Raw genomic sequence first — 21,279 nt, forward strand, 5'->3', positions numbered from 1 at the left:
TCACGTGGATTTGCCGTCGGTATCACAGAACCCACGGCAGCATTGTCGCTATTCCAGCGTGTAGTTAACGATTAACTGCCCTTTTTTCATTTTCACCTGCAGTATCGTCACCTTGCCGAGCTCAGCCAGGCTGGCGACGTGCGTGCCGCCGCAGGGATAGCTCAGCATGTCGCCGAACCCGACCTTGCGCAGGCCATCGGCAAACGAGATCTGACGCGGTAAATGCTCTGTCTGCCAGGCTTCAACCTGCGCCAGCAACGCGCTGGCTTCGGGCAGCGACGCCTGTGCGCCGGCTTTGAAGGTGATCCGCCCTTCGCCAGGCCAATGATGAGCCTTGATGGGCTGCCAGCCAAAGCGTTCACCGGCCTGACCAATCAGATGCCCGGCAGAATGTAACCGGGCGTGCAGGTGCCTTTCTTCAGCATTCACCCGCATGGTGACTTCCTCCAGGGGCAGCGGCTGCGAAACAATATGCACAATGCTATCGCCGCGTGCGCTAACGCTCTCTACGGGAATATCGCCGATCCAGCCGCGATCGGCCGGTTGTCCGCCGCCCTGCGGGTGAAACAGGGTTTGATCCAGGGTGATGGCGTAGCGACCATCGGCTTCGGGCAGGCAGCCCAGTATCCGTGCGCGCCCTTCGGTCGCATCGCTGGTGTAATAAAGACGTTCAGTCATGGTTGTCCTCCTCTCTGTCAGGACAGTATATTGATATTACGCATGACGATAATCCCGTCATCCATCAATGGACCTTTGCCTGATGAGCACAAATGAATCTTAATTTACTGCCCGACCTTGCCCTGTTTGTGCAGATTGTCGACCACGGCAGCTTCTCCGCCGTCGCCCGGCTGAACGGGGTCACGCCATCGGCGATCAGCCGCAGCGTCTCGCGGCTTGAACATGAGATGGGTTGCAAACTGCTGCAGCGCAGTACGCGTAAATTACGCCTGAGCGATGCCGGGGAATCGGTCTATAGCCACGCGCTGGAGATGCTGGCGTCGGCCCGCCAGGCGATGGACTCCGCCAGCAGTACCCAGGAGGTAGCGCAGGGCAAACTCACGCTCAGCGTGCCTAAAGCCGTCGGTCGCTTCGTGATTCATCCGCTGATGACCGAGTTTCTCGATCGCTATCCGGAAGTGGATGTCTGCCTGCGGCTCGAAGACCGCTATCTGGATTTGATTGACGATGGTATCGATCTGGCGCTGCGCATTACCCATACGCCTTCTCCGGGGCTGCACGGCAAGCCGTTAATGCCGGTGACGCACATTATCTGCGCCACTCCGGACTACTTATGCCAGCACGGCACGCCGCAGACGCCAGCTGACCTGCGTCACCACAGCTGTATCAGCCTCGGCGAAACTCCGGCCGACTCACGCTGGAAATTCCGTCAGGCGGGCAAAACGGACACCATTGAGACTCACGGACGCTACGCCGCCAACCATACCGCGGTACGCCTGGACGCGGTGAAGCAACATTTGGGGATCGGCAGCCTGCCGCTGTTTACCGCCCGCGAGGCGCTGGAGCGCGGGGAGATCGTGCAGGTACTGGCGCAATGGGAGTTTATCAGCAGCTATAGCGGCCAGCTGTGGCTGCTGTGGTCGGGCAATAAGCATATGCCCGCCAGAATGCGGGCCATGATCGATTACCTGAGCGAGAAGATTTACCGTCGCTAGCGCCGCTTACGGTGCCAGAGACAGCACCTCCGCGGCCCAGCGCTGGAAACCGGCGACATCAAGATCCAGTGCTACCTGCGCGTTCGCTGGCTGGCCCAGGCGCCCTTCGATGTCGACAACGGTGGTACCGGCGGTCCAGGTTCCTTGCGTTTCCACCGCCACAAAACACGGTTTGAGCGTAAACAGCTCCGGGCGAACCAACCACGCAATGGCGCACAGGTCATGCATACGCAGGCCGCTGCTCATGCTGCCGCTGCGATAGTGGCTGAATAACGCATGGAGCATTTTCCCGGTCTTGTTCAACGCAGGCAGCGTCGCCAGATAGTCGGGCGCCAGTAGCGCCTGGTTCGTCACGTCCAGGCCGCACATGACGATCTCCAGACCGCTGCGGAACACCTGAGCTGCCGCCTCCGGGTCAATGGCAATATTAAACTCCGCGTTGGGCGTGAAGTTGCCGCGCCCGGCGGACCCGCCCATGATCACCAGCCGGCGAATGTTAAAGCGGCATTCCGGGTACTGCGTCAGCAGCAACGCAATATTAGTCAGCGGACCAATCGCCACCAGCGTGACAGGCTCCGGGGCATGCATCAGCGCATCGCGAATCGCCTGAAAAGCCGGTTTCGGCAGCGGCTGGCAATCGTGCTCGACAAAATCATACCCTTCCATGCCGGATTCGCCGTGTACCGAGGCCGCGTCGCGTAGCGGACGTACCAACGGCATTGACGCGCCCTGGGCAAGCGGCACATCGGCCCCCCAGAAATGCAGCAGCTGCAGCGCGTTGCGGGTGGTTTTTTCCACCGACACGTTGCCCGCGACCGTGGTCATCAATTGCAGATCCAGCTCGGGGGCAAACAACGCCGCGGCTATTGCCGCCGCATCGTCGATGCCGGGATCGGTATCAAGAATGATCGGTAAGCGCATGGTTTCTCCAAAAAAAATGCCAGACATTAAGTCTGGCATCTTCTCACAACAGGGAACCAAAGAACTTATTCTACTTCACGGACATCAACCCGCAGTTCTTTCGGTACTTCGAAAACAATGTTCTCTTCACGGCCTTCCAGCGGCACCGCTTCACCGCCGCCCAGCTCCTGGAGGCGCGAAATCACATTCTGCACCAGAATATCCGGCGCCGACGCGCCCGCGGTCACGCCCACGCATGTGGCCGCTTTGACCCACGCTTCCTGAATATCGGTGGCGTCGTCAATCAGATAGGCGGCTTTCCCCATCCGCTGAGCCAGCTCCGCGAGACGGTTCGAGTTAGAGGAGTTTTTCGACCCCACCACCAGCACCACATCGGCCTGTTCAGCCAGCGCGCGGACCGCTTCCTGACGGTTGGTGGTGGCGTAACAAATATCATCTTTACGCGGCCCGACGATTTTCGGGAAGCGTTCACGCAGGGCATCAATGACCTCAGAGGTATCATCGACCGAGAGCGTGGTCTGGGTCATAAACGACAGTTTGGCGTCATTTTTCACGTCCAACGTCCAGACATCATCCGGCGACTCTACCAGGTACATTCCCCCTTGCGGGTTGCTGTACTGGCCCATCGTCCCTTCGACTTCCGGGTGACCGGCATGGCCAATCAGGATCGACTCTTCACCACGACGGCTGGCACGGGCGACTTCCATATGCACTTTGGTCACCAGCGGGCAGGTCGCGTCAAAGACCGTCAGATCGCGGCTTTTGGCTTCGTTGCGTACCGCCTGAGACACGCCATGTGCGGAGAAAATCAGGATCGCGCCGTCCGGCACTTCGCTAATCTGCTCGATGAAAATAGCGCCGCGCTGCCGCAGGCTATCGACCACATAGCGGTTATGCACCACTTCATGACGCACATAAATCGGCGCGCCATAGAGGGTCAGCGCGTTTTCGACAATGCTGATAGCGCGGTCAACGCCGGCGCAAAAGCCGCGCGGGTTAGCCAACAGGATCTGCATTTTACTCCTCCAGCGCCGGATCGATTTCCAGCACTTCAATATCAAAATGGACGGTGCGCCCGGCCAGCGGGTGGTTGAAATCAACGGTGATCGAATCGCCGTTCACTTCACGGATCACGCCAGGCATTTCGCTGCCATCCATTGCGGTAAAGAGCATAATTGCGCCGATTTCCGGCTCGCCCGCGTCGATAAATTCACGACGTGAGAAGTACTGGATAAGATCCGGGCTTGGCACGCCAAATGCGGCATCCGGCTCCAGGGAAAAGGTGGTTTTATCCCCCGCTTTCAGCCCCAGAAGATGCTGCTCCAGACCTTCAGAAAGAGACCCGTCGCCGAGACGAAACAGCGCAGGTTTACCGTTATTACGCGTAGACTCCGCGGTGGAACCATCATCCAGTTTCAGCGTGAAGTGCACCAGCACCGCGCTGTTGCTCTGTACAGAGTTAGACATGCAGGTTTGCTCTAAGTTTTTATTTGTATTGACCCCGCCGCGCCGAATAGCGCGCTGGCAGGGCAAACTTATCATGAAGGCCGGGTCAGCGCGAACGCGACCCGGCAGGGATCATCAGGCGGTTTTTTTGGCAGCGCCTGGTAAAAAACCTTCCAGCACAATCAGCGCCGCGCCGATGCAAATCGCGGTATCGGCCAGATTGAACGTGGCGAAGTGCCAGTCTCCGACATAAAAATCAATCATATCGACGACAAAGCCATGCCACAGTCTGTCGAACAGATTCCCCAGCGCGCCACCAATAATCAGCGCGTAGGCAATGTTGTTCAGCTTTTGTGTGGCCTTTGAGCGGTACATCAATACCGCCAGAATCACGCAGATACCGATGGCGATGCCGGCGAAGAACCAGCGCTGCCAGCCCCCGCTATCGGCCAGGAAGCTAAAAGCCGCACCATAGTTACGCGCATAATGCAGATTAAGCGACGGGAACAGCGATACCGTATCCCCCAGAGCGAAGTTCTGGAGGATCAGGAATTTGCTGCCCAGATCGATAATCAGCACGGCTACGACGACCCAAAGCCAGCGTAGCCCCGTTGAACAGACAGATTTACTCATCAGGCAAACTTACGTTGTTCGCCGTCACCGGCGACGTTGCTGACACAGCGACCGCAGATTTCTGCGTGTTCCGCTACCTTGCCGATATCACTGGTGTAATGCCAGCAACGCGGGCATTTTTCGCCCTCGGCTTTGCTCAACACGACTTTCAGGCCTTTCAGCAGTTCACTCTGCCAGGCGTCCGCCGGAGCCTGGGCATCTTCGACAACTTTCGCCCCGGAGGTCAACAGGACAAATCGTAATTCCTCGCCCAGCGCGTTCAGCTTCGCCGCCAGTCCGGCGTCGGCATACAGCGTTACCGCTGCTTCCAGAGAACCGCCTACCAGCTTGTCAGCACGCGCCTGTTCGATAACCTTGTTGACTTCGCCACGCACCTGCAGCAGCTCGTCCCAGAAGCCGTCGTTCATCACTTCGTTGTCGGCCAGGCCGAACAGACCTTCATACCATTCACCGGTGAAGACGTATTTCTCGCGGGAACCTGGCAGGTAACCCCAGATTTCATCGGCGGTGAAGGACATGATCGGCGCCATCCAGCGCACCAGCGCTTCCACGATATGGAACAGCGCGGTCTGACAGCTGCGGCGCGCCACGCTATCCGCTTTCGCGGTGTACTGGCGATCCTTGATGATGTCGAGATAGAACGAGCCCATTTCGATGGAGCAGAAGCGCATCAGGCGCTGCACCACTTCGTGGAAATCGTAAGATTCATAGGCTTTCAGGATGTCTTCCTGTGCCGCTTGCGCGCAGCCTACCGCCCAGCGATCGAGCACCACCATCTCTTCCGGTTTCACCATGTCTTTTACCGGATCGAAACCGTTAAGGTTCGCCAGCAGGAAGCGCGCGGTGTTACGGATACGACGATAGCTGTCGGCAGCACGTTTGAGGATCTCATCGGAGACCGCCATCTCGCCGGTGTAGTCGGTGGAAGCCACCCACAGGCGCAGAATGTCGGCACCCAGTTTGTTCATCACATCCTGCGGCGAAACGGTGTTGCCGATGGACTTGGACATTTTACGGCCCTGGCCATCAACGGTGAAGCCGTGGGTCAGTACCTGACGGTAAGGCGCTTTGCCTTTCATCGCCGTGGAGATCATCAGCGAGGACATGAACCAGCCACGATGCTGGTCAGAACCTTCCAGATACATATCGGCGGCATGACCGGAGAACTCCGGACGCACGTCAACGACGGAGGAGTGGGTAGACCCGGAGTCGAACCACACGTCCAGGGTATCCGGCACTTTCTCGTAGCTATCGGCGTCGGCGCCAAGGATGTCGCGCGCGTCGAGATCCCACCAGGCCTGAATGCCGTCGGTTTCTACACGTTTAGCGACTTCTTCCATCAGCTCCAGCGTGCGCGGATGCAGTTCCTGAGTCTCTTTGTGTACAAACAGGGACATCGGTACGCCCCAGGTACGCTGACGAGAGATACACCAGTCAGGACGGTTAGCAACCATTGATTCAATACGCGCCTGGCCCCAGTCCGGGATCCACTGCACGCCTTTGATCTCTTTCAGCGACTGCGCGCGCAGGCCTTTCTGATCCATGCTGACGAACCACTGCGGTGTCGCCCGGAAGATGATCGGCGACTTGTGGCGCCAGCAGCATGGATAGCTGTGCTGCATTTTTTCAACGTGCAGCAGCGCACCGCTTTCACGCAGCATCTCAACGATGATGTCGTTCGCTTTAAAGACATTAATGCCGTCCAGCGCCGGGTAAGTCCCCGCCAGGTAAGCACCATCCGGTCCTACCGGGTTGGCGATTTCCAGACCGTACTTCTGGCTGATGGTGTAGTCATCCGGACCGTGGCCGCCGGCGGTATGCACCGCACCGGTACCCGCATCCAGAGTCACGTGATCGCCGAGGATCGCCGGCACGTCAAAGCCGAGGAACGGATGCTTAAAGCGCATCAGTTCGAGTTGATCGCCCTGCACCGTCGCCAGGATGGTGTAATCCGCGATGCCCGCGCGTTTCATCACGCTTTCAACCAGGTCTTTCGCCACAATCAGCGCCTGACCGTCAACCTGCACCAGCGCATAGTCGAATTCCGCAGACAGGGAGATTGCGCGGTTTGCCGGCAGGGTCCACGGGGTTGTGGTCCAGATAACCAGGGAAACCGGACCGTTGACGTCGGCCACGCCGAATTTCGCCAGCACCGCCGCTTTGTCTACCGCGTTGAAAGCCACATCGATAGACGGAGACGTTTTGTCGTAGTATTCCACTTCGGCTTCCGCCAGCGCGGAACGGCAGTCTACGCACCAGTGCACCGGCTTCGCGCCTTTGTGCAGGTGACCGTTGCCGATGATTTTACCCAGCGCACGGATGATGTTGGCTTCGGTTTTGAAGTCCATGGTCAGGTACGGACGCGACCAGTCACCCAGCACACCCAGGCGAATAAAGTCTTTACGCTGCCCGTCAACCTGCGTCGCCGCATATTCACGGCACTTGGCGCGGAATTCCGCGGCGGTGAATTTCTCACCTGGCTTGCCGTATTCCTGCTCGACTTTCAGCTCGATCGGCAGACCGTGGCAGTCCCAACCCGGAACGTATGGGGAATCATAGCCCGTCAGCCCTTTGGACTTAACGATAATGTCTTTGAGAATCTTGTTAACCGAGTGACCAATATGAATGCTGCCATTCGCATATGGAGGGCCATCATGCAGAATGAAGGTTTTTTTGCCTTTTTTCGCTGCACGGATGATGCCGTACAGGTCATCATCGGTCCAACGCGCCAGCATTCCCGGTTCGCGCTTGGCGAGATCGCCACGCATCGGGAACCCTGTTTCCGGCAAATTCAGGGTCGATTTATAGTCACTCATCAGATTCTCGGTTCCGTATTTCGGTTTGATAAACACCAACAGGCTTATGCCTGCCTGGCCAGCCCAAAGAACTCGCGGGCCGTTAACTCATCTCGTGCAATTTGCGCCTTTAGCTCATCAAGCGACGCAAATCGCTGCTCGTTACGTATTTTCTTACGCAGTATTACATCTATATGGCGACCATAGAGGTCCATTACAACGTCCAGAAGATGCACTTCCAGCTGCTGGCGCACGCCGGCAACCGTTGGACGGGTGCCAATATTGGCGACGCCCACTAGCGGTTTGTCGCCTAAGCCTGTTACTTCAACCGCATAGACCCCTTTCACCGGGGAAACCTGACGGCGCAGCGGTAGGTTCGCCGTCGGAAAACCAATGGTGCGCCCCAGCTCATCGCCGTGAACCACTCGCCCGGATATAGCAAAAGGATGTCCCAGCAGGGTTTCAGCCTGTTCGAGGTCGTCATCCGCCAGCGCCTGACGCACCGCGGTGCTGCTGATACGCACCCCGCCTTCACAAAAGGTTTGGGTACTGGTTACGTCAAAGCCGTATTCTGTTCCTGCTTTTTGTAATAGCAAGAAATCCCCCTGGCGACCAGCGCCAAAGCGGAAATCATCGCCGACCGCAAGGAACTGCACGCCCAAACGGCGCACCAGCAGTTCACTGATAAAATCCTGGGCGGTCAGCGCGGCAAAGCGTCGGTCAAAACGCACGCACAGCACATAGTCAACGCCGCTCTCAGCCAGATAGCTCAGTTTTTCCCGTAGCCGCGTTAAACGCGCGGGTGCTTTATCGGCTGCGAACAACTCCAGCGGCTGTGGTTCGAAAATCATCACCACCACCGGTAAACCACGCTGGCGGCCCTCTGCGCGCAAACGCTGCAGCAGCGCCTGATGCCCGCGATGCACACCGTCAAAATTACCAATGGTCAGCACGCACCCGTGCGGCGCCTGACTGAGATTATGTATGCCGCGTATCAGCTTCATGTCTGGCTCAAAACAGTGAAAATCGTCCGAGTATACCTTGTACAACTGACGACGTTAACCAGCGATTGCACCTCTTCACCGAAAGATCCCGGTAATTCATCAACTCAGCGTAGGAATGCGGCAAAAACTCGCCGGGGTCATCGATTTTTATGGTGGAAAGGCTGTATTCGCCAGCAACAAGCTGGTAGAATCTTGCGCCATCACTACGTAATAAAGCGTTGTTGTTTTAAGCGGCGCTTATTTGCACAAATCCATTGACAAAAGAAGGCTAAACGGGCATTCTCCTCGGCCTTTGAATTGTCCATATAGAACACATTTGGGAGTTGGACCTTGGCTAATATCAAATCAGCTAAGAAGCGCGCCGTTCAGTCTGAAAAGGCCCGCAAGCACAACGCTAGCCGTCGCTCTATGATGCGTACTTTCATCAAGAAAGTATACGCAGCTATTGAAGCTGGCGACAAAGCTACTGCACTGAAAGCATTTAACGAAATGCAACCAATCGTGGACCGTCAGGCTGCTAAAGGTCTGATCCACAAAAACAAAGCTGCGCGTCATAAAGCAAACCTGACCGCTCAGATCAACAAACTGGCTTAATCGCCCGTCTGTTATCGCTTTGAAAAAAACCCGCGAAAGCGGGTTTTTTTATGCCTGTTATCCGCGCCCGGCAACGCCGGCCGCGCGCAATACTTTACGGCTGCGGTACGGTGAAGAGCGACGAGTAGTCGCGATTGCAAATACGCTGCACCGCCGGATGCTGAATCATCCTCTCGGCAAAAATGGCGTGATACTCTTCCATCACATTATCCATCCGGCCGATCTCAATAATTGACTCATCCTGATAGAAATCGTGGGCGTAGAGCGTCGGCGCGACGAAAATCGCGTTGTGTGCCGCCCCAAATGCCTTCATCAGTGCCGCATCGTCAAACTCGCCGAGGATCTCAACCTTCAGCCCCTGCGAATTGAACCAGTTGAGAAGCTTGCGACCGAGCATTGAGCGACGGCCAGGGATCAGCAGGCGGCGCTCCTCAAGACAGGCGGGGAACGGTTTCTCTGGCGGTGGGTTCATGCACCAGAAGCTCACGCTGCACTCGCCGATACGCACCGAAAACAGCCCTTCCTGTTGGGTAGAGTCGATAGGACAGTCAGAGATAATCATATCCAGCTTGTGCTGGCTGAGCTGCTCCAGCAGCATTTCGTGGGTCGACTCAAAACAGCGTAAATGAATCTGCTCATCCTCAACCACTGCCGCATCCAGCACGCCGCTCACCAGACGCTTCGACAAGGCATCGGCGACGCCAACGTCGAACAGCAGGTTAGACTCTTTGCGGTAATTCACGATATCGAGCATTTCCTGGCTGAGGGTGAACATCCGGTCCGCATAACGGAATACCAGCTCGCCCAGCTCACTCGGCTCCAGCCCTCTGCCCTTACGCTTAAACAGCTTCCCCTGTAAACGCTCTTCAAGCGCTTTGATTTGCCCGGTGATGGTTTGCGGCGTCAGGAACAGAGCCTCCGCCGCGCCAACAACGGAACCTTCCTTATAAACGTGCCAGAAGTAATACAGATGGTTGTAGTTAATATGCGACATGTTTCGCTCCCTGATAATGCCAGGGAGAGCCACCACAGGCTCTCCCTCAAATGTTAGACAGCAGCCGTATTCGCAACGCGCTGGCGAAGGATCATGTACCCGGTAACCGCCGAGAGGACGGAGCCAATCAGGATACCCAGCTTAGCCCAGTTGATGAGTCCAGGATCGACGTTACCGAAGGCCAGGCTGGCGATGAAAATCGACATGGTGAAGCCGATACCACACAGGATCCCGACCGCCACGATTTGTTTGCAGGTGGTGCCTTGTGGCAATGAAGCCCACTTTAATTTCAGCGCCAGCCAGCAGAACAGACCGATACCCAGCGGCTTGCCGATAAACAACCCGGCAATGATGCCCATCGGCAGCAGCGAGGTCAGCCCTTCAATTGTCACGCCCTGCAGCGAGACCCCGGCGTTCGCAAAGGCAAACAGCGGCAGAATCAGATACGCCACCCACGGGTGCAGCACGTGCTCAAGCTGCTTCGCTGGTGACTTGCCTCCCTGCTCTTTCAGCGGGATCATAAAGCCGACAATCACCCCGGCGAGCGTTGCGTGAACGCCGGATTTCAACACCGCGGTCCATAGCACGGCGCCCACCAGAATATAGATACCGGTGCGCCGCACGCCGCACAGGTTCAGGGCTGCCAGCACGATGATGGCTCCCGCCGCAACGACCAGCGACAACACGGAAAGATCGTTGGTATAAAACAGGGCGATGATGATAATGGCCCCTAAATCGTCGATGATCGCCAGCGCCATCAGGAAGATTTTCAGCGCCGGTGGCACACGGCTGCCGAGCAGTGCCAGCACGCCCAGGGCAAACGCGATGTCGGTCGCCGCCGGAATAGCCCAACCCTCACGGGTGATCGGATCCTGGGCGTTAAACGCCAGGTACACCAGCGCAGGAACCACCATGCCACCCAGCGCGGCCACCACAGGGAAAATAGCCTGACGGCGGCTGGCCAACGCGCCCTGCATCATCTCGCGCTTCACTTCCAGACCAATCAGCAGGAAGAAAATCGCCATCAGCGCGTCGTTAATCCACAGCAGCATGTTCTTGTTGATTTCTAATGCGCCAACACGCAGCTGCACGGGAGTGTCTAAAAAGGAGTGATACAGGCCGGTGGTGGCACTGGTATTAGCCAGCAGCATTGCCAGCACGGCCGCACAAATGAGGATAATGCCCCCTGAAGCATCGCTACTGAAAAAACGCTGCAGATGTTTCACTTTTACTCTCTCTATTAAGGCTAATTCATCGATTAAACTATTCTAGTCGCCATAATATTTCGAAAAAATAAGATTATTATTGCTGAATAGATCGGTTTTAACGATCTAATCGTAGCACATCATCAAAGCGCAACACGGAAATCGGGCATCACTCAGGTAGCGTGAGTCAGAAACAAAAAAGCCACTTAACGATGAAGTGGCTTTTTTAAATAACAGCAGCTTAGCGGGTCAGGTCGTCGAAGAATTTCTTCACACCATCAAAGAAATTTTTGGAGCGCGGGCTGTTTTTCTCGCCCGTTGGTCCGCCAAAACTTTCCTGCAGGTCCTTCAGCAGCTGTTTCTGCTTATCGTTCAGCCCGACTGGTGTTTCAACCACCACGCGGCACAGCAGGTCGCCCTGAGCACCACCGCGCACGGATTTCACACCTTTACCGCGCATGCGGAACAGTTTGCCGGTTTGCGTTTCGCCAGGCACTTTGAGATTCACCCGGCCATCCAGCGTCGGGACTTCAATCTCGCCGCCGAGGGCTGCCATGGTGAAGTTAATAGGCACTTCGCAGTACAGGTTATTGCCTTCACGCTCAAAGATGGCGTGCTGCTTAACCTGGACCTGAACGTACAGATCGCCTGCTGGTGCACCGTGTTCGCCCGCTTCGCCTTCTCCTGACAGACGAATACGATCGCCGGTATCCACGCCCGCCGGGATTTTGACCGACAGGGTTTTGGTTTTCTCAACGCGACCGTGACCGTGACATTTGTTGCACGGATCTTTAATCAGCGTACCGCGCCCCTGACAATGCGGACAGGTCTGCTGAACGGCGAAGAAGCCCTGACGCATCTGCACCTGGCCCTGACCATGACAGGTCGGACAGGTCTGCGGTTTGCTGCCAGATTTCGCGCCGCTGCCGTGGCAGACGTCGCACTCTTCCAGCGTCGGGATACGAATCTCTTTGGTCACGCCGCGAACGGCTTCTTCCAGCGTAAGATCCATGTTGTAACGCAGGTCAGCGCCACGTGCCGCACGCTGACGACCACGACCGCCGCCAAAGATATCGCCGAACACGTCGCCAAAGATATCGCTGAAGTCGGCGCCGCCGCCAAAACCACCGCCGCCACCGCCCATGCCACCTTGTTCAAAGGCGGCGTGGCCGTATTGATCGTAGGCCGCACGCTTCTGGTCATCAGTCAGGATTTCATACGCTTCTTTGATTTCTTTGAATTTCGCTTCGGCTTCTTTATCACCCTGGTTACGGTCCGGGTGGTATTTCATCGCCAGGCGCTTATAGGCCTTTTTGATTTCACGCTCTTCCGCTGTTTTGGAAACGCCTAAAATCTCGTAATAATCTTGCTTTGCCATTGGTGTTTTTCAGCCCCTTAACATGCGTGCACGGGCGGAGAGGAAACCTCTTCGCCCGTGCCAGTGTTTTACCCGTTCAAAGGGCGATTATTTTTTGTCTTTCACTTCTTCAAACTCGGCGTCAACGACGTCGTCGTCTTTCGCGTTGCTTTCGGAAGCTTCAGCACCGCCAGCCTGCTGCTGAGCGTGTTGCTGTTGAGCAATTTCCATCAGCTTCTGAGAAGCCTGTGCCAGCGCCTGCATTTTCGCTTCGATATCGGCTTTATCTTCACCTTTCAGGGAAGCTTCCAGCGCGGTCAATGCAGATTCGATCGCAGTTTTGTCGTCAGCCGGCAGTTTGTCGCCAGCTTCTTCAACCTGCTTACGGGTGCTGTGCAGCAGATGGTCACCCTGGTTGCGGGTCTGAACCAGTTCTTCGAACTTACGGTCAGATTCAGCATTCGCTTCCGCATCGCGAACCATTTTTGCAATCTCTTCTTCGTTCAGACCGGAAGAAGCTTTGATGGTGATTTTCTGCTCTTTACCGCTATTTTTGTCTTTCGCGGACACGTGCAGGATACCATCAGCATCGATGTCGAAGGTGACTTCGATCTGCGGCATACCACGCGGTGCCGGGTTAATACCATCCAGGTTGAACTGACCCAGTGATTTGTTATCAGAGGCGCGTTTACGCTCACCCTGAATCACATGGATAGTTACCGCAGACTGGTTGTCTTCTGCAGTAGAGAACACCTGGCTGTGTTTAGTCGGGATAGTGGTGTTCTTGTTGATCAGCGCCGTCATCACGCCGCCCATGGTTTCGATACCCAGCGACAGCGGAGTAACGTCGAGCAGCAGAACGTCTTTCACTTCACCGGTCAGTACACCACCCTGAACCGCAGCACCGATCGCCACTGCTTCATCCGGGTTAACGTCTTTACGCGGCTCTTTACCAAAGAATTCAGCAACTTTCTTCTGAACCATTGGCATACGAGTCTGACCACCGACCAGGATAACGTCCTGGATATCGGAAACGGACAGGCCCGCATCCTGCAGAGCAACTTTCAGCGGCTCGATGGAACGGTTCACCAGGTCTTCGACCAGGGATTCCAGTTTCGCACGAGTCACTTTGATGTTCATGTGTTTCGGACCGGTGGCATCTGCAGTGATGTACGGCAGGTTCACGTCGGTCTGCTGTGCGGAAGACAGCTCGATTTTCGCTTTTTCTGCTGCTTCTTTCAGACGCTGCATCGCCAGCGGGTCGTTACGCAGGTCGATGCCCTGATCTTTCTTAAACTCGTCAACGAGGTAGTTGATCATACGGCTGTCGAAGTCTTCACCACCCAGGTGGGTATCACCGTTGGTTGCCAGAACTTCGAAGGTTTTTTCGCCGTCAACTTCGTCGATTTCAATAATAGAGATATCGAAAGTACCACCACCGAGGTCGTAAACCGCGATAGTACGGTTGCCGACTTCTTTATCCAGACCGTAGGCCAGTGCAGCAGCGGTCGGTTCGTTGATGATACGTTTGACTTCCAGACCTGCGATACGACCGGCGTCTTTGGTTGCCTGACGCTGAGCATCGTTGAAGTAAGCAGGTACGGTGATAACAGCTTCAGTTACCGGCTCACCCAGGTAATCTTCCGCGGTTTTCTTCATTTTTTTCAGCACTTCAGCAGAGATCTGCGGCGGTGCCATTTTCTGACCTTTCACATCAATCCATGCGTCGCCGTTTTCGGCGCCGATGATTTTGTACGGCATGATGGATTCGTCACGCTGAACTTCTTCGTCCTGGAAGCGGCGACCAATCAGGCGTTTAATCGCAAACAGGGTGTTTTGCGGGTTAGTCACTGCCTGACGTTTAGCCGGCTGACCTACCAGGATTTCGCCGTCCTGAGTGTAAGCAATGATAGAAGGCGTGGTGCGGTCGCCCTCGGCGTTCTCCAGCACACGAGCAGTAGTACCATCCATAATCGCGACACAAGAGTTGGTTGTCCCCAGGTCGATACCAATAATTTTACCCATCTAAACGTCTCCACTAAAAATTCGATCAACATGTGGTTGTGAACCTGTAATAAGGGCGAAACCTACGGTTTCAACTGCCCGGTCATGATTTTTTTCAGGTTCATTCACTGCGGTTGACTACAAGATGGGGTCGCCTGCCGCTTCATCAAGGGGGGAGATTAAAAATTTTTTATCTTTATCTCATTGAGTAGGGCACAGGAATTCAGGATATCGGCGTAAATCGCCAGTGGAAAAGGCAGAACCAACGCCGACGATAACCCCGTCAGACGGCGATTGAGCCAGACAGCTGGCGCTGAATCTTCCGTATTTTCCGGTACCTGCGTAAATTGGCGAAAAATACCTCGCCAGATCATAGACAGTTATCCCGCGCCTCATTATTATGCCGCGCCCCGCCACCGAGTCGCGGGGTAATGCTTCCCTTTCTAATCATTATTTTGAGGAATTATGGGCAACACTAAGTTGGCTAATCCGGCACCGCTGGGCCTTATGGGTTTCGGCATGACCACTATTCTGCTTAACCTGGCAAATAGCGGCCTGTTCGCGTTTGATGTAGCTATCCTGGCGATGGGCATTTTTTACGGCGGCATTGCGCAGATTTTCGCAGGCCTGCTGGAATTTAAAAAAGGCAATACCTTTGGTTTAACGGCTTTTACTTCCTACGGCGCCTTCTGGCTGACGTTGGTTGCCATTCTCCTGATGCCGAAAATGGGCCTGGCAGAAGCGCCGAACGCGCACTTCCTGGGCATGTATCTCGGACTGTGGGGCGTCTTTACCCTGTTTATGTTCTTCGGCACGCTGAAAGCTGCACGTATGCTGCAGTTCGTGTTCCTGAGCCTGACCGTACTGTTTGCACTGCTGGCAATCGGTCACCTGGCTGATAACGAAGGCATCGTAAAAATCGCGGGCTGGATTGGTTTAGTCTGCGGCGGTAGCGCCATTTATCTGGCGATGGGTGAAGTCCTGAACGAGCAGTTTGGTCGCACCGTACTGCCTATCGGCGCGCCTCACTGATAGCACATACCCTCGTCCCGGCGGGACGAGGGTTGTCATGCATTAAGGCAGATGCGGCACTTCACCGCCTTTTGCCGCCACATCACGATACTTTTCCTGGCGCAGCCAGATCCCCAATCCTAATCCCATCAGCGACAGCGCCAGTACGTACCAGGCAGGAGCCATCGGCGACACCCCCATTAACATGGTGACTGCAATCGGCGTCAGGCCACCGAAGATCGCGTAAGAGACGTTATAAGAGAAGGAGATACCGGTAAAACGCACTTCTGCCGGGAAGGCCCGCACCATTACGTAAGGCACCGCCCCCACTACGCCCACACACAATCCTACCGTGCCGTACAGCAGGAACAGCTGCTCCGGGCTGTCGCCGGAGAGGTGATAGAACGCCCAGCTGGAAGCCGCCAGTAACAGGCTACCGACAATAAACGTGCGGCTGGCACCGAAACGATCTGCCGCCAGCCCCGCCAGCAGGCAGCCGAAGCACAGCATAATCGTCGCAATGCTGTTGGCCTGCAGGGTAATCGCCGGCGCATAGCCGTAATGTTTTTGCAGCCACACCGGTGACATCAGAATCACCACCACGATGCCGGCGGATAACAGCCAGGTCAGCAGCATGGAGACCACCACCGCTTGCTGATGCTTCAGCACCACCGATTTCACCGGCAATTCCTGCGCTAACGCTTTACGCTGCTGCATCTCGAGGAAGATCGGCGTCTCCTGCAGCCAGCGGCGTAAATACATCGCCACCAGGCCAAACACGCCGCCCAGCAGGAAAGGAATACGCCAGCCGCCATCGTGAACGCCCTGTGGCGTCAGGCTGGTATTGATGAGGGTAGCCACCACCGAGCCCAGCAGAATACCGACCGTCAGACCGGCGGTCAGGGTCCCGCAGGCGATGCCAATCCGTTTTTCCGGGACGTGTTCGGCAACAAACACCCAGGCGCCAGGCACTTCACCGCCAATGGCCGCCCCTTGCAGCAGGCGCATCAGCAACAGCAGTAACGGTGCCGCAAGCCCGATCGACGCATAGGTCGGCAGCAGGCCAATCGCCAACGTCGGCAATGCCATCAGCAGAATGCTCAGGGTGAACATCTTTTTGCGCCCGACCAGATCGCCAAAGTGGGCCATGATAATGCCGCCTAACGGACGAGCCAGATAGCCGGCGGCAAAAATGCCGAACGTCTGAACCTGGCGCAGCCATTCCGGAATATCAGCCGGGAAGAACAGCTCGCCAACGACGGCGGCGAAGAAGACAAAGATAATGAAGTCATAAAACTCCAGCGCGCCACCCAATGCAGCCAGCGTCAGCGTTTTATAATCCTGTCGATTCAGAGGTCGGGTATGTTGTGACATAACGAGCAATTCATCCAGAGGTGTGTAGAGTTATCACGCAATGTGTAAAGTAAAAAACACTATATCGTAAATAAAACGGCACACCACCGACATTGCAGGTTATGTCAGGAAAGTATTAAATTCAGGATAAAGTTTCGCGTCTTGCACTTTTAGGACGAAAAGCCGCTACGACATCGCCGTCTGTCTCGACATAAGGCCCTTCAAGCAACTGTACACAATACGGTACACTTGCGAATACCCCATGCACCAGCACCTTGCCCTCGGCATCTTTGACGCCTTCAAGCGTTTCCTGAATGGCTTTCGGCTGGCCTGGCAGATTCAAAATGAGCGCCTGCTTGCGGATCACGCCCACCTGACGAGAAAGGATCGCCGTTGGCACAAAGTGTAGGCTAACCTGGCGCATTTGCTCGCCAAAACCCGGCATAACGCGATCGGCAATGGCCAGCGTCGCATCCGGCGTGACGTCGCGTCTGGCAGGACCGGTCCCGCCGGTGGTTAACACCAGATGGCAGCCCATCTCGTCCACCAGCTCACACAGCGTCTGTTCGATAATCACCTGCTCATCAGGGATTAAGCGGGTCTCCAGCTCAAAGGGGGTCGTCAGCGCACGCGCCAGCCACTCTTCAAGTGCCGGGATGCCTTTATCCTGATAGACGCCGCTGGAGGCGCGATCGGAGATGGAAACTAAGCCGATTCGTAAGGTATTCATCGTTATTCCGTTCAAACTGTGCAATTAGACGGAATGATACACGCTGGAGGGAAATACAGACAGGGTTCAAAAGAAGTAGCGTGACCGGAAGCCCGGTCACGCCGCAATGATTACAGCAGGTCGCCGATCATTTTTTCCAGTTTTTCCTGGTCGATCGCAAACTTACGGATACCTTCCGCCAGTTTGTCTACCGCCATCGGATCCTGGTTGTGCTGCCACAGGAACTGGGATTCAGTGATGCGTTCCGGGCGTGCTTTCACTTCGCCGCTGAACGTCAGTTTGCGCTCGATAGCGCCTTCGCTTTCTGCCAGCTCTTTCAGCAGAGCCGGTGCGATGGTCAGGCGATCGCAACCAGCCAGCTCAAGGATTTCGCCGACGTTACGGAAGCTTGCACCCATCACCACGGTTTCATAACCGTGCTGCTTGTAGTATTCGTAGATTTCACTGACGGACACCACGCCCGGATCTTCAGCCGGCGCGTACTCTTTCTTATCCGTGTTTGCTTTGTACCAGTCGAGGATACGGCCAACGAACGGAGAGATCAGGAATACACCTGCTTCCGCACAAGCGCGAGCCTGAGCGAAGGAGAACAGCAGCGTCAGGTTACAGTTGATGCCTTCTTTTTCCAGCTGCTCGGCGGCACAGATGCCCTGCCAGGTAGAAGCCAGTTTAATCAGAATGCGGTCGTTACCAATGCCGGCGTCGTTGTACAGCTTGATGATGCGTTTCGCTTTGGCGATAGAAGCCTGCGTGTCGTAGGAGAGACGCGCATCAACTTCAGTCGAAATACGGCCTGGAATCAGCTTAAGAATTTCGAGACCAATGTTCACCGCCAGCTTATCGGAAGCATCGATAATCTGCTGCGCGCGATCGCTGCTCTGGCTACGAGCCCATACGACAGCGTCATCAATCAGCTTACGGTACTCAGGAATCTGAGCCGCGCCGAGAATCAAAGAAGGGTTAGTTGTGGCATCCTGAGGCTGATACAGCTTCATTGCCGCAATATCTCCGGTATCAGCTACGACAGTGGTGTACTGACGCAGAGAGGTCAATTTATCCGTCATGATAGTGTTTCTCTTAAACAGCAGTTAAGGGGATGTAACCGGTCTGCCAAGATGATAACACGCTGCATCTTCAGCGCAACAGCGGACCATGCAAGAGCGCAGAGTGTGATAAACTGGATAAATTAATTCTCTGAATGCTAAGGGATTGTCACTAAAATGGTAACGCTTACATTAGCGGGCCTGCATGGACAAGAGGATAATTGATGCCTGACTTTTTCTCTTTTATCAACGAAATACTCTGGGGCTCGGTACTGATTTATCTGTTACTGGGCGCCGGCATTTGGTTTACCTGGCAAACGAAGTACGTGCAGTTTCGCTATGTTCGCCAGTTTGGGAAAAGTCTAAAAAAGAGCCTCCTGCCGCAGCCAGATGGACTGACCGCTTTTCAGGCCCTGTGTACCAGCCTCGCCGCCCGCGTCGGCAGCGGTAACCTGGTCGGGGTGGCGTTGGCTATCTCAGCGGGCGGGCCCGGTGCCATCTTCTGGATGTGGGTTTCCGCCCTGCTCGGCATGGCCAGCAGCTTTGCCGAATGCTCCCTCGCCCAGCTCTATAAAGAGCGCGATGCGCAGGGGCAATTCCGCGGAGGTCCGGCCTGGTACATGTCCCGGGGCCTGGGAATGCGCTGGATGGGGGTGATGTTCTCTATCCTGCTGCTGCTGGCCTATGCCGTTATTTTTAATACCGTGCAGGCCAACTCGGTCGCCCATGCCATGTCCTATGCCTTCGGGCTGCCTTCCCTGCTGACCGGCGGGGCGCTTGCCGTCCTGACGCTGCTGGTGATTATGCGCGGTTTACGGGGCGTGGCGCGGCTGATGCAGTGGATTGTGCCGCTGATGGCCCTGCTGTGGGTTGCCGCCAGCCTGCTCATTGGCCTGTGGCATATCACGGCGCTGCCGGCGATTTTCGACACCATTTTCCGCTGCGCATTCGGCTGGCAGGAAGCCGCCGCCGGCGCAGTGGGCTACACCATCAGCCAGGCGCTCACCAGCGGTTTTCAACGTGGTATGTTCTCGAACGAAGCCGGGATGGGCTCGACCCCTAACGCCGCGGCAACCGCCGCCTCATGGCCTCCGCATCCGGCGGCGCAGGGGATCGTGCAGATGATCGGCGTCTTCATCGATACGATTGTCATCTGTACCGCCAGCGCGGTGATTATCATGCTGGCCCCGCCGTCAGAGGTGGAAAATAGCACCCACGGTATCCAGGCAATACAGCACGCCATGACCGGCATTGTCGGCAGCGGCGGCGCGGGTTTTGTCGCCATCATCGTCCTGTTTTTCGCCTTCAGTTCGATCGTGGCGAACTATATTTACGCCGAAAACAATCTTATCTTTCTGCGCCTTAACCGCCCATGCCATATCTGGGCGCTGCGCATAGTCACCATACTGATGGTGCTCATCGGCACGCTGGTCGGTTTACCGGTCGTCTGGCAGCTGGCGGATACCATCATGGCGCTGATGGCCATCACCAACCTGACCGCCATTTTACTGCTATCACCCACGGTGCGGATCCTCGCCGGCGACTATCTCCGACAGCGACGACTGGGCGTGCAGCCGACCTTTGACGCCACGCGATACCCGGAAATCAATCAGCAGCTGGCGCCCGGCACCTGGAATGACCTGCCGCATGAATAATGCGGCAATCGCAGCTATCGATCCCTCCGTGACCTTTTTTTGTTAAAGTCACGGATAAAACACCTGCAAGGACTGGATATGCTGATTCTTATTTCACCGGCAAAAACGCTCGATTACCAAAGCCCGCTGGCGACATCGCGCTACACGCAGCCTGAACTGTTGGAATATTCCCAGCAGCTGATCGGCATCGCGCGCCAGCTCTCTGCACCGCAGATCGGCAAGCTGATGAGTATCAGCGATAAGCTGGCGGACCTGAACGCCACCCGTTTTCACGACTGGCACCCGGACTTTACGCCGAAAAACGCCCGCCAGGCGATTCTGGCCTTTAAAGGTGACGTCTACACCGGGCTGCAGGCGGAAACCCTCAGCGAAGCCGATTTTGATTTCGCCCAGCAGCATTTGCGCATGCTTTCCGGCCTGTATGGCGTGCTGCGCCCGCTGGATCTGATGCAGCCCTACCGCCTGGAAATGGGGATAAAACTGGAGAACGCCAAAGGCAAAGATCTCTACCAGTTCTGGGGGGACGTAATTACCAATACGCTGAACCAGGCGCTGCAAGCCCAGGGCGATGACATCGTGATTAACCTGGCCTCTGACGAATACTTCAGGTCGGTCAAAACAAAACAGCTGCAGGGCACGTTGATTAAGCCGGTGTTCCTCGATGAGAAAAACGGCCAGTTTAAAGTGATCAGCTTCTACGCCAAGAAGGCCCGCGGTTTAATGAGCCGCTATATCATTGAAAACCGCCTGAGCCATCCGGAGCAGCTTACCCGCTTCGACAGCGAAGGTTACTATTATGATGCCGACGCTTCCGGTGCTGGTGAAATGGTCTTTAAGCGCCACGAGCGTTAATCCCCTCCC

At 55.9% G+C, this 21,279-nt stretch carries 19 protein-coding genes; 5 read left to right on the plus strand and 14 right to left on the minus strand.

The genetic code is table 11. From position 1 onward, the window contains the following. Positions 1–48: 48 nt before the first annotated feature. Entirely contained in the window at positions 49–678 is a 630-nt protein-coding gene (locus tag HF679_RS14860) for an alanyl-tRNA editing protein (protein ID WP_123757567.1), read from the minus strand. A gap of 92 nt (positions 679–770) precedes the next feature. On the opposite strand from HF679_RS14860, the gene HF679_RS14865 reads away from it, so the two are divergent. Continuing rightward, positions 771–1,673 (plus strand): LysR family transcriptional regulator, encoded by a 903-nt coding sequence (locus HF679_RS14865; protein WP_187042171.1) that lies wholly within the window; start codon positions 771–773, stop codon positions 1,671–1,673. A gap of 6 nt (positions 1,674–1,679) precedes the next feature. Here HF679_RS14865 and rihC read toward each other — a convergent pair whose 3' ends face one another. From rihC to ribF, 6 genes are all read right to left on the minus strand, one after another. Next, the gene (gene rihC / locus HF679_RS14870) at positions 1,680–2,594 is read right to left on the minus strand and encodes a ribonucleoside hydrolase RihC (protein WP_187042172.1); all 915 of its coding nucleotides are present in this window, start codon (positions 2,592–2,594) and stop codon (positions 1,680–1,682) included. Positions 2,595–2,659: 65 nt separating this feature from the next. Continuing rightward, positions 2,660–3,610: a 4-hydroxy-3-methylbut-2-enyl diphosphate reductase gene (ispH, locus tag HF679_RS14875; RefSeq protein ID WP_187042173.1), complete on the minus strand. Its 951-nt coding sequence runs from the start codon at positions 3,608–3,610 to the stop codon at positions 2,660–2,662. Between the two features lies 1 nt (position 3,611). Continuing rightward, positions 3,612–4,061: an FKBP-type peptidyl-prolyl cis-trans isomerase gene (gene fkpB / locus HF679_RS14880; RefSeq protein WP_123757570.1), complete on the minus strand. Its 450-nt coding sequence runs from the start codon at positions 4,059–4,061 to the stop codon at positions 3,612–3,614. A gap of 114 nt (positions 4,062–4,175) precedes the next feature. Beyond that, positions 4,176–4,673 carry a signal peptidase II gene (lspA, locus tag HF679_RS14885; RefSeq protein ID WP_123757571.1) on the minus strand — a complete coding sequence of 166 codons (498 nt, stop codon included), beginning with the start codon at positions 4,671–4,673 and terminating at the stop codon, positions 4,176–4,178. Beyond that, positions 4,673–7,489, minus strand: coding sequence for an isoleucine--tRNA ligase (ileS, locus tag HF679_RS14890; RefSeq protein ID WP_123757707.1), 2,817 nt, complete (start codon positions 7,487–7,489; stop codon positions 4,673–4,675). The genes lspA and ileS overlap by 1 nt, the downstream gene beginning before the upstream one ends. 44 nt (positions 7,490–7,533) lie before the next feature. Beyond that, positions 7,534–8,472 carry a bifunctional riboflavin kinase/FAD synthetase gene (ribF, locus tag HF679_RS14895; RefSeq protein WP_123757572.1) on the minus strand — a complete coding sequence of 313 codons (939 nt, stop codon included), beginning with the start codon at positions 8,470–8,472 and terminating at the stop codon, positions 7,534–7,536. 330 nt (positions 8,473–8,802) lie between these two features. On the opposite strand from ribF, the gene rpsT reads away from it, so the two are divergent. After that, positions 8,803–9,066 (plus strand): 30S ribosomal protein S20, encoded by a 264-nt coding sequence (gene rpsT, locus HF679_RS14900; protein WP_003018940.1) that lies wholly within the window; start codon positions 8,803–8,805, stop codon positions 9,064–9,066. A gap of 94 nt (positions 9,067–9,160) precedes the next feature. Here rpsT and nhaR read toward each other — a convergent pair whose 3' ends face one another. The 4 genes from nhaR to dnaK form a co-directional block, all read right to left on the minus strand. Further along, complete coding sequence (gene nhaR / locus HF679_RS14905; RefSeq protein ID WP_123757573.1) at positions 9,161–10,060, minus strand: transcriptional activator NhaR; 900 nt, start codon at positions 10,058–10,060, stop codon at positions 9,161–9,163. A gap of 53 nt (positions 10,061–10,113) precedes the next feature. Then, a complete protein-coding gene (gene nhaA / locus HF679_RS14910; RefSeq protein WP_123757574.1) occupies positions 10,114–11,286 on the minus strand; it encodes a Na+/H+ antiporter NhaA in 1,173 nt (390 codons plus the stop codon). A 220-nt stretch (positions 11,287–11,506) separates the two neighbouring features. After that, positions 11,507–12,643 carry a molecular chaperone DnaJ gene (gene dnaJ / locus HF679_RS14915; protein ID WP_123757575.1) on the minus strand — a complete coding sequence of 379 codons (1,137 nt, stop codon included), beginning with the start codon at positions 12,641–12,643 and terminating at the stop codon, positions 11,507–11,509. 87 nt (positions 12,644–12,730) lie between these two features. Then, positions 12,731–14,647, minus strand: coding sequence for a molecular chaperone DnaK (gene dnaK, locus HF679_RS14920; protein ID WP_123757576.1), 1,917 nt, complete (start codon positions 14,645–14,647; stop codon positions 12,731–12,733). 444 nt (positions 14,648–15,091) lie between these two features. Between dnaK and satP the strand changes: the two genes are divergently transcribed. After that, on the plus strand, positions 15,092–15,658 hold the full coding sequence (gene satP / locus HF679_RS14925; RefSeq protein ID WP_045860029.1) for an acetate uptake transporter: 567 nt from the start codon (positions 15,092–15,094) through the stop codon (positions 15,656–15,658). A 42-nt stretch (positions 15,659–15,700) separates the two neighbouring features. On the opposite strand, the gene HF679_RS14930 is transcribed toward satP, so the two are convergent. The 3 genes from HF679_RS14930 to tal all read right to left on the minus strand — a co-directional run bounded on the left by HF679_RS14930 (position 15,701) and on the right by tal (position 18,784). Continuing rightward, the gene (locus HF679_RS14930) at positions 15,701–17,011 is read right to left on the minus strand and encodes an MFS transporter (protein WP_123757577.1); all 1,311 of its coding nucleotides are present in this window, start codon (positions 17,009–17,011) and stop codon (positions 15,701–15,703) included. Positions 17,012–17,132: 121 nt separating this feature from the next. Beyond that, positions 17,133–17,720, minus strand: coding sequence for a molybdopterin adenylyltransferase (gene mog, locus HF679_RS14935; RefSeq protein ID WP_123757578.1), 588 nt, complete (start codon positions 17,718–17,720; stop codon positions 17,133–17,135). 110 nt (positions 17,721–17,830) lie between these two features. Beyond that, on the minus strand, positions 17,831–18,784 hold the full coding sequence (gene tal, locus HF679_RS14940) for a transaldolase (RefSeq protein WP_123757579.1): 954 nt from the start codon (positions 18,782–18,784) through the stop codon (positions 17,831–17,833). A 203-nt stretch (positions 18,785–18,987) separates the two neighbouring features. Between tal and HF679_RS14945 the strand changes: the two genes are divergently transcribed. Continuing rightward, positions 18,988–20,418 carry an alanine/glycine:cation symporter family protein gene (locus HF679_RS14945; protein ID WP_123757580.1) on the plus strand — a complete coding sequence of 477 codons (1,431 nt, stop codon included), beginning with the start codon at positions 18,988–18,990 and terminating at the stop codon, positions 20,416–20,418. A gap of 78 nt (positions 20,419–20,496) precedes the next feature. Continuing rightward, on the plus strand, positions 20,497–21,270 hold the full coding sequence (gene yaaA / locus HF679_RS14950; RefSeq protein ID WP_123757581.1) for a peroxide stress protein YaaA: 774 nt from the start codon (positions 20,497–20,499) through the stop codon (positions 21,268–21,270). The last annotated feature ends 9 nt before the right edge of the window (positions 21,271–21,279 follow it).

This window comes from Enterobacter sp. JUb54, from assembly GCF_014298075.1.
GTDB lineage: Bacteria > Pseudomonadota > Gammaproteobacteria > Enterobacterales > Enterobacteriaceae > Klebsiella > Klebsiella lignicola.